1 protein-coding gene is annotated in these 566 nt (G+C 60.2%); it reads left to right on the top strand.

What is annotated here, in order from left to right; genetic code table 11:
- Nucleotides 1-21: 21 nt before the first annotated feature.
- The coding region (locus tag EN991_RS39020) for an ABC transporter permease subunit (protein ID WP_164769803.1) at nucleotides 22-566 on the top strand (545 nt) is incomplete at its 3' end.

Here is a 566-nt window from a genome sequence, read left to right as displayed (position 1 = left end):
CTCTTTCCAGGGGACGGTCGAATGGCATCGCAGGACGTACTTCGCGAGGAGCCCAGCCGCGGTTCCTTCATCAACGATCCGAAAATCCGGGGCATATTCTTCCAGCTGCTGGTCGTCGTGCTGCTGGTGGCGGGCGTCTGGTGGATTGCCCACAACGTTATCGACAACCTGACGCGGTTGCGCATCGCTTCAGGCTTCGGCTTCCTCAAGGGCCGCGCCGGCTTCGATATCAGCGAGAGCGCGATCGCCTATTCGTCGGATTCGACCTATGGCCGCGCCATTCTGGTCGGCCTCCTCAACACGGTCATCGTCGCTATCGTCGGCATCATCACCGCGACAATCATCGGCTTCGTCATCGGCATCGGCCGGCTCTCGAAGAACTGGCTGATCAGGAAGATCTGCACCGTCTATGTCGAGGTCTTCCGCAACATCCCGCCGCTGCTGGTCATCTTCTTCTGGTATTCCGGCGTGCTGGCCGTACTGCCGGCGCCACGCGACAGCATCAATTTGCCGTTCGGCTCCTTTCTCAACCAGCGCGGTTTCTATTTTCCACGCGCCGTATGGGG

Origin of the sequence: Mesorhizobium sp. M7A.F.Ca.US.005.03.2.1 (assembly GCF_003997795.1) — a bacterium.
Taxonomy (GTDB): domain Bacteria; phylum Pseudomonadota; class Alphaproteobacteria; order Rhizobiales; family Rhizobiaceae; genus Mesorhizobium; species Mesorhizobium ciceri.
The sequence above is the reverse complement of the archived record's forward strand: the minus strand, read 5'-3'. Positions and strand labels throughout refer to the sequence as shown.